Raw genomic sequence first — 7,061 nt, 5'->3', positions numbered from 1 at the left:
GGGGCCGCCCCCCCGCCCCCCCGGCCCCGCCTACGGCGTGTCGCCGGGGGTCTCCGAAGTCGTGCCCGGGCGGTGCCGGGGGCTGTCCGGGTTCAGGAGCGAGTGCCGACGGCTGTAGGCGAAGTACACGACGAGTCCGATCACGAGCCAGACCCCGAACCGGAGCCACGTCTCGGGGTGGAGCTGCGAGATGAGGAAGAGCGAGAAGCCCACGCCGACGATCGGGACCACGGGCATGAACGGCAGCCGGAACGTCCGCGGCGCATCCGGCTTCGTGTAGCGGAACACGATCACGGCGACGCAGACGACGACGAAGGCGGCGAGGATGCCGATGTTCGTGAGGTCGGCGACGGCGCGGATGGGGAACACCCCCGCGAAGAACGCCGCGCCCAGCCCCGCGATCCAGGTGACCCGCTGCGGGACGCCGCGGCGGTCGACCCGCGCGAACCAGCCGGGGAGCAGTCCGTCGCGGCTCATGCTGAACCACACGCGAGTGGCGCCGAGCAGGAACGTGAGCATCACGGTGAGGATCGACACGACGGCGAACACCGAGATGACGGAGGCGACGACCGGGAGCCCCACACCCGTGAACGCCGAGGCGAAGCCCGCCTTCGGATCGATGTCCTGGTAGTTCTGCATGCCCGTGAGCACGAGCGTCGCGGCGACGTAGAGCACCATCGCGATCACGAGGGACAGGATGATCGCCTTCGGCATGTGTCGACGCCCGTCCTTCGCCTCCTCGGCGGCCGTGCTCATCGCGTCGTAGCCGAACACCGCGAAGAACACCGTCGCGGCACCGGTGAAGACGGGGCCAAAGCCGTTCGGCAGGAACGGGTCGTAGTTGGCGGGGTCGATGAAGAAGACGCCGAGGACGACGATGAACACCACGAGGAGGATCTTGATAGCGACGGCGACGAGCTCGAAGCGGCCGAACGTGCGGGTGCCTCGGCTCAGCAGGAACGTCACGAACAGGCAGATGAGGATGGCCGGGATGTTGACCACGCCGCCCGGCTGGTCGGCGGTCTCGGTGATCGCGGTCGGCAGCTCCAGCCCGAAGCCGGAGAGGAACGCGTCGAGATAGCCGGAGATGCCGATCGCGACGACGGCGACGATGGCGACGTACTCCAGGAGCAGGTCCCAGCCGATGAACCAGCCGACGAGCTCGCCGAGCGCGACGTAGCCGTAGCTGTAGGCGGAACCGGCGCGCGGGATCATGCCGGCGAACTCCGCATACGACAGCGCGGCCGCCGCCGACGCGAGCCCGGCGATGAGGAAGGAGAGGACGACGGCGGGACCCACGGCGGGAGTCGTCGCGTCGCCGTGGGCGACGAGCCCGGCGAGCGAGAAGATCCCGACACCGACGATGCCGCCCACGCCGATCGCGGTGAGCTGCCAGAGCCCGAGCGTCCGGAACAGACCGCTCCCGCCCGACTCCTCTGTCATGTCGCTGACGGGCTTGCGACGCCACACGGACGTCGTGGGACGGGGTCGATCGGTCCGGGGCATCGTCGCCTCTCTCGTCAGGAACGGTAGAACGTTACCTCCCTGGATGAGGGGCCACAAGGCTCCGCCGGGATCAGTGGACGAGCTCGGCGATCCAGTCGGTGGCGATGACCGCTTCCCGGCGCTGGAAGTCGCGGAGCGTCGTTATCCCGTCCGGCGCGGGAAGACGGCACTTCTCGAACCAGGCGCCGCCCGCGGCGGACAGGAGGGCGACATGGTCCTGCGTGGTCGATCCGGCGAAGACGGGGTGATCGAGCAGGGGACCGACCTCGGCCGCGGCGTCCTCGACGCGGAGATCGAGCTGCGCGCACCACGGCGTGGTCGTCTCCAGGAGCCCTGCCTCCTCCAGCCGTCGCCAGGATCCGGAGTCCTCGTGCAGCTCGTCGGCGAGGCGGGGAAGCGCGCGCGGCGCCTCGGCGGTGGCCAGGGCGGCGATCGCATCCAGGACATGCGCGGTGTCGGGCGCGGTGGCCGAGCGTTCCGGATGACGACCCTCGACGTCTTCGATGAGAAGCACCGCCCATCCGTCCGCAGTGAAGGCGTCGACGAGGTGCGCGGCGGGGAGGGAGCGGGGGATCGCGCCGAGCACCTCGGCCTCCCGCACGTAGAGCGCGAACGTGCCTTCCGCGGACTCCTGCACCGCCTTGACGAACAGCCGCCGTCCGTCGGCGAAGGTCAGTCGTGAGGCCAGTCCCGCGGAGAAGCCGCCGTCCTGCGACTGCGCTCGGGCCACCGGGGAACCGGCGAACTCCTCGACCCGGGCTCGGAGAGCAGGAGGGAGCTGGGTCCAGTCGAGGCGCGCCATCGCCCCAGCGTAGACGGCGGGCGCTCAGTCCCCGGCCACGCCGACGAGCTCGGCGCTGCGCTGCCAGAGTGCCTCGGCGAGAGCCGGGTCGTTCACCTGCGGGTTCACCCGGGTGCTGAGGACGCGCTCGTCGTAGTAGCCGCCGGAGATCCAGGTCTCGCCCGGCGTGCCGTCGAGGAACCAGCGCAGCGTCGCGCCGCCGCGGTCGCTGCCGATGAGGACGAGGCGGCGCAGCGGGGTGCGGTAGACGAGGCGCATGATGCTCGACGACTCGGCGGCGAAGTTCGTCGCCACGGTGCCGGGGTGGAAGGCCACCGCGCTGAGACCTTGAGCATGGAACTTCTCGTGCAGGCTCTTCGCCATCAGGACGTTGGCGAGCTTGGCGTCGCCGTAGGCCTTGTTCGGCGAGTACCGGCGGGCGTTGTCGAGATCGTCGACGTCGAGGTGCCCGAAGAGGCGATGGGCGACGCTGGAGGTGTTCACGACCGCGCCGCGGGCGGCGCGCAGCTGTGGGAGCAGGAGGTTCGTCAGCAGGAACGGGGCGAGGTGGTTCACCTGCATCGTCTTCTCGTGCCCGTCGACCGTGGGGGTGCGGTCGCCGAAGATGCCGCCGGCGTTGTTGGCCAGCACGTCGATGCCCGCCGCTCCCACGGCGTCCGCGAGCTGCGCGGCGAGGGCGCGCACGTCGTCGAGGCGCGCGAAGTCGGCGGTGAACCACTCCGCGCCGGTCTCCGCCGCCACGGCCCGCATCTTGTCGGGCGAGCGGCCAACGAGGAGCAGGCGGTGCGGGGACCCGGCGAGCTGGCGGGCGGCGGCGGCGCCGATCCCGTCCGAGGCTCCGGTCAGCACGATGGTGCGTGCGGCCACGGCGGCGCTCACTCGGCCGACGGCGTGATGCGGCGGACGGCCCTGGTCACGTGCTCGGCGATCACCGCGCGCGCCTGCTCCGGATCGCCGGTCGCGATGGCGTCGACGATCTGCTGGTGGCTGCGCACGTGCTCCTCCTGCTCGGCGGGGTCGAGGGCGGAGTTGGCCGCCTGGATGAACCCGGCGATCCGGCCGCGGAGCTGGGCGCTGAGCTCGTCGAGGAACCGGTGCTCGGCGAGGTCGGCGAGGGTCTCGTGGAAGAGGCGGTCCTGGCGCAGGACCTCGGCCACATCGCCCGGAGCCGCCGCCGCCATGGCCTGGATGATGGCTTCCAGCCGCGCCGCCGACTCGTCGTTCCACCGCTCCTGCACCCGGATCGCCATGAACTGCTCCAGCACGATCCGCAGGCTCGAGATCTCCTCCAGGTCCTGCGCGCTGAGCTGGGCGACGCGGGCGCCGCGGCGGGGCTCGCGGGTGATGAGGCGCTCCTCGGCGAGCCGGGTCAGGGCCTCGCGCACGGGGATGTGGCTGACGCCGAGACGGTCGGCGAGCTTGCGCTCCACGAGGCGCTCGCCGGGGGCGAGCTCTCCGGAGTGGATCGCCGCCCGGAGCTCGTCCGTGACCTGCTCGGCGATGTTCTGATCCGACACGCTGCGCATCCGGGGCCCTTCTCGATCTCGCGCGGCCCGGTGCTCGTCGAGCGGGGCTCCTTCGCTCGGTCGATGCTATGGCATGAGGCCGGGACTGGACAGGAACCCCGCGGTGCTAGATGCTATAGCAAAACCCGAAACCGATGACGAAGGAGTTGTCATGTCCGGCAGAGAGACCCTCGCGCAGGCGCGCGCCGCGGAGGACGCGGTGGGAGCCGCCGCCATGAAGAAGGCGATCTGGAGGCTGGGTCCGTTCCTCGGACTGCTCTACCTCGTCGCCTACATCGACCGGAACAACGCGGGCTTCGCGAAGCTGGAGATGACCGCCGCCCTCCAGATCACCGAGGCCGCCTTCGGCTTCGCGGCGGGCATCTTCTTCATCGGCTACCTGTTGTTCGAGGTGCCGAGCAACCTGCTGCTGGAGAAGTTCGGCGCCCGCAAGTGGATCGCGCGCATCATGATCTCGTGGGGCATCGTCGCCGCGCTGACCGCGTTCGTGCAGGACGCGACCCAGTTCGCGATCGCGCGCTTCATCCTCGGTATCGCGGAGGCCGGGTTCTTCCCCGGCGTGCTGCTCTACCTCACGCTGTGGTTCCCGCGGCAGTACCGCACGCAGGTGCTCGCCGTCTTCGTGCTCTCGAACCCGATCGCCAACGCGGTCGCCGCGCCGCTGTCCGGCTGGATGCTGGAGCTGCACGGGCTGTGGGGCCTGGACGGCTGGCAGCTCGTCTTCCTGCTGCAGGGCATCCCGGCCGTGCTCCTCGCGTTCGTCGTGTTCTTCTGGCTCCCTGACCGCCCGCAGGACGCGCGCTGGCTGAACCCCGCCGAGCAGCGCTGGATCACCGACACGCTCGCCGCCGAGACCCAGGCGACCGAGCAACGGCACGGACGCCTCCGTCTGGGCGAGGTCTTCCTCAACGGCCGCCTCTGGACGCTTATCGTGCTGTTCTTCGGCGTCGTGTTCGGTGCGTACGGCCTGGGGATGTGGCTGCCGACCATCGTGAAGAGCATGGGCGACTTCTCGAACTCCACCACGGGGTGGCTCGTGGCGCTGCCGAACCTGTGCGCGGCCCTCGTGATGCTGCCGTGGGAGCGCGCCGCCCGGAAGCAGGGCAACATCCCGCTGCAGATCGGCATCACGCTCAGCATCACCGCCCTGTCGCTCATCGCGGCGGTCGCGGCGCAGGGCACGCCGGTGCTCGCGCTCGCGGCGCTGTGCGTCGGGATGTCGGCGCTCTTCTCGACCACCCCGCTGTTCTGGAGCCTGCCGCCCATGGTGCTCACCGGCACGGCGGCCGCGGCCGGCCTCGCCTTCATCAACTCGGTCGGCAACCTCGCCGGCTTCGCGGGACCCTACGCGATCGGCTGGATCAGCGAGACCACGGGGTCGGCGGTGTGGGGCCTGCTCCTCATCTCGGGGCTCACGCTGCTCGGGGCGACGATCGCCTTCGTGCTCAGCCGCCGCTCGGACTTCACGACGGCGCCCGACCTCGCCGTCGAGGCGTCCACCGCCCGGCGATGACCGGGCCGGGTCGGCGGTCGTGACGAGAACGTGACCCCGCCGGCCCGGTTCGCTCTAGACGCCCCTCCGCTTTTGCTACATGCTATAGCGCAACACCCTTACCCGAAGCACCACCCGACCTTGGAGGCACCCATGTCGCGTCGTCGTGTTCGGCTCGGCGGAGCAGCAGTGCTGCTGACCGCCGCGCTCATCACCGCTGGTTGCAGCACCTCATCCACCCCCGACGGCCAGGCGCAGGAGGGCGGCACGCTCACCGTCGCCGCCGCGCAGGGCATCCCGCAGCTCAATCCCGCCATCCGCACGTTCGCGTGGGAGGAGGTGCTGTTCCCGCTGCTGTGGAACGGCCTCACCAAGACCGACGAGTCCGGCGAGATCGTCGGCGATCTCGCCGAGAGCTGGGAGGCGTCCGCCGACCAGAAGACCTGGACGTTCACCCTCCGCGACGGCGTGACGTTCTCGAACGGCGAGGCCTTCACCGCCGACGACGCGGTGGCCGCGTTCGACTACTACCTCGACCCGGAGACGGCGACGCAGGAGAAGAACAAGATCTCGATGGTCACCGACGTCACCGCCCCGGACGAGAAGACCGTCGTGGTGACCCTGTCCGAGCCCATCGCGACCTTCCCCGCGGGCATCGTCTGGGTGAAGATGATCGACGTCGACGCGCTCGACACCATCGACAAGGAGCCCATCGGCACCGGTCCGTACGTCGTGGACGCCTTCACGCCGGACGACAGCCTCACCCTCGTCCCCAACCCGGAGTACTTCGGCGAGGCGCCGGCGCTCGACGAGATCACGATCGTGAAGGCCGCCGAGTCCACCGCCGCGGTCACCGGTCTGCGTTCCGGCGACATCGACGTGCTGTGGTCCGTGCCACAGGGCGACGTGGCGGGTCTGGAAGGCGGCGACATCGCCCTGGTGAAGCCCGAGAACCCGAGCCAGTGGCCGTCGTGGGAGATCGACACGACGTCGCCGCCCTTCGACGACGTACGCGCCCGGCAGGCCCTCGCCTACGCGACCGACCGCGAGGCCATCCTCGACGCGGCCTACTACGGCCAGGGCACGGTCTCGCCGACGAACAACGCGCTCGGCGAGGTGAACCCCTGGTTCGGCGGCGAGCTGACCGACTACTCCTACGACCTGGACAAGGCGAAGGAGCTGTTCGCCGCGGCCGGGGTGACCGAGGGCAGCACGCTCACCTGGTGGGGCGTGGCCGGTCAGTACCCCGAGTGGAACACGAGCGGCGAGATCCTGCAGGCGAGCCTGAAGGAGATCGGCATCACGCTGATCATCGACAACAACGACATCGGCACCTGGGTCGACGCGTTCTACCCCGCGGGCAAGAGCTACCCCGGGTACATCGTGCCGAACTTCCAGTCCACGCCGCCCGAGCCGGCCTACTCGCTGAACTTCTACCTGGAGGGGCGGTGCGAGTGCAACTGGGTCGACCCCGACTTCCAGACCGCGTTCGCGGATGCTGTGGCCGAGCCGGACGAGACCGCGCGGGCCGAGAAGTGGGGCACCGTGCAGACCATCATCAACGAGCAGGTGCCGCTCATCGTGCCCCTGCAGTCGACGGTCGTCACCGCCACCAGCACGGCGGTCGACGGCGTGTGGGTCGAGGGCGGCGGACAGCTGCACCTCGAGGGCGCGCAGCTGAAGGGCTGACGTGGTCCTCTCCGTCCTCCGGCGGGTGGCGATCAGCATCGCGATG

6 protein-coding genes are annotated in these 7,061 nt (G+C 70.2%); 2 read left to right on the top strand and 4 right to left on the bottom strand.

The genetic code is table 11. The annotated features are described in order from the left end of the window. Positions 1–30: 30 nt before the first annotated feature. The 4 genes from B2W79_RS17460 to B2W79_RS17445 form a co-directional block, all read right to left on the bottom strand. Positions 31–1,443, bottom strand: a complete 1,413-nt coding sequence (locus B2W79_RS17460) for an APC family permease (RefSeq protein ID WP_292791858.1) — start codon at positions 1,441–1,443, stop codon at positions 31–33. A gap of 133 nt (positions 1,444–1,576) precedes the next feature. Further along, entirely contained in the window at positions 1,577–2,308 is a 732-nt protein-coding gene (locus tag B2W79_RS17455; RefSeq protein WP_292791855.1) for a hypothetical protein, read from the bottom strand. A 24-nt stretch (positions 2,309–2,332) separates the two neighbouring features. Beyond that, positions 2,333–3,175 (bottom strand): SDR family NAD(P)-dependent oxidoreductase, encoded by an 843-nt coding sequence (locus B2W79_RS17450; protein ID WP_292791852.1) that lies wholly within the window; start codon positions 3,173–3,175, stop codon positions 2,333–2,335. 8 nt (positions 3,176–3,183) lie between these two features. Next, positions 3,184–3,834 carry a GntR family transcriptional regulator gene (locus tag B2W79_RS17445; RefSeq protein WP_060922906.1) on the bottom strand — a complete coding sequence of 217 codons (651 nt, stop codon included), beginning with the start codon at positions 3,832–3,834 and terminating at the stop codon, positions 3,184–3,186. Between the two features lie 151 nt (positions 3,835–3,985). Between B2W79_RS17445 and B2W79_RS17440 the strand changes: the two genes are divergently transcribed. Together B2W79_RS17440 and B2W79_RS17435 are read left to right on the top strand one after the other, a co-directional pair. Further along, the gene (locus B2W79_RS17440) at positions 3,986–5,347 is read left to right on the top strand and encodes an MFS transporter (RefSeq protein ID WP_292791848.1); all 1,362 of its coding nucleotides are present in this window, start codon (positions 3,986–3,988) and stop codon (positions 5,345–5,347) included. A 132-nt stretch (positions 5,348–5,479) separates the two neighbouring features. Continuing rightward, entirely contained in the window at positions 5,480–7,015 is a 1,536-nt protein-coding gene (locus B2W79_RS17435; protein WP_292791845.1) for an ABC transporter substrate-binding protein, read from the top strand. Positions 7,016–7,061: the final 46 nt, after the last annotated feature.

Source organism: Microbacterium sp. UBA7513 (assembly GCF_002478345.1).
Classification (GTDB): domain Bacteria; phylum Actinomycetota; class Actinomycetes; order Actinomycetales; family Microbacteriaceae; genus Microbacterium.
Note: the sequence above shows the minus strand (reverse complement) of the source record. Positions and strands in the feature narration are given on the sequence as shown.

Coding starts and splice junctions, on each gene's coding strand:
- B2W79_RS17460 (WP_292791858.1), bottom strand. CDS start 1,443: ATGACAGAGGAGTCGGGCGGGAGCGGTCTGTTCCGGACGCTCGGGCTC.
- B2W79_RS17455 (WP_292791855.1), bottom strand. CDS start 2,308: ATGGCGCGCCTCGACTGGACCCAGCTCCCTCCTGCTCTCCGAGCCCGG.
- B2W79_RS17445 (WP_060922906.1), bottom strand. CDS start 3,834: ATGCGCAGCGTGTCGGATCAGAACATCGCCGAGCAGGTCACGGACGAG.
- B2W79_RS17440 (WP_292791848.1), top strand. CDS start 3,986: ATGTCCGGCAGAGAGACCCTCGCGCAGGCGCGCGCCGCGGAGGACGCG.
- B2W79_RS17435 (WP_292791845.1), top strand. CDS start 5,480: ATGTCGCGTCGTCGTGTTCGGCTCGGCGGAGCAGCAGTGCTGCTGACC.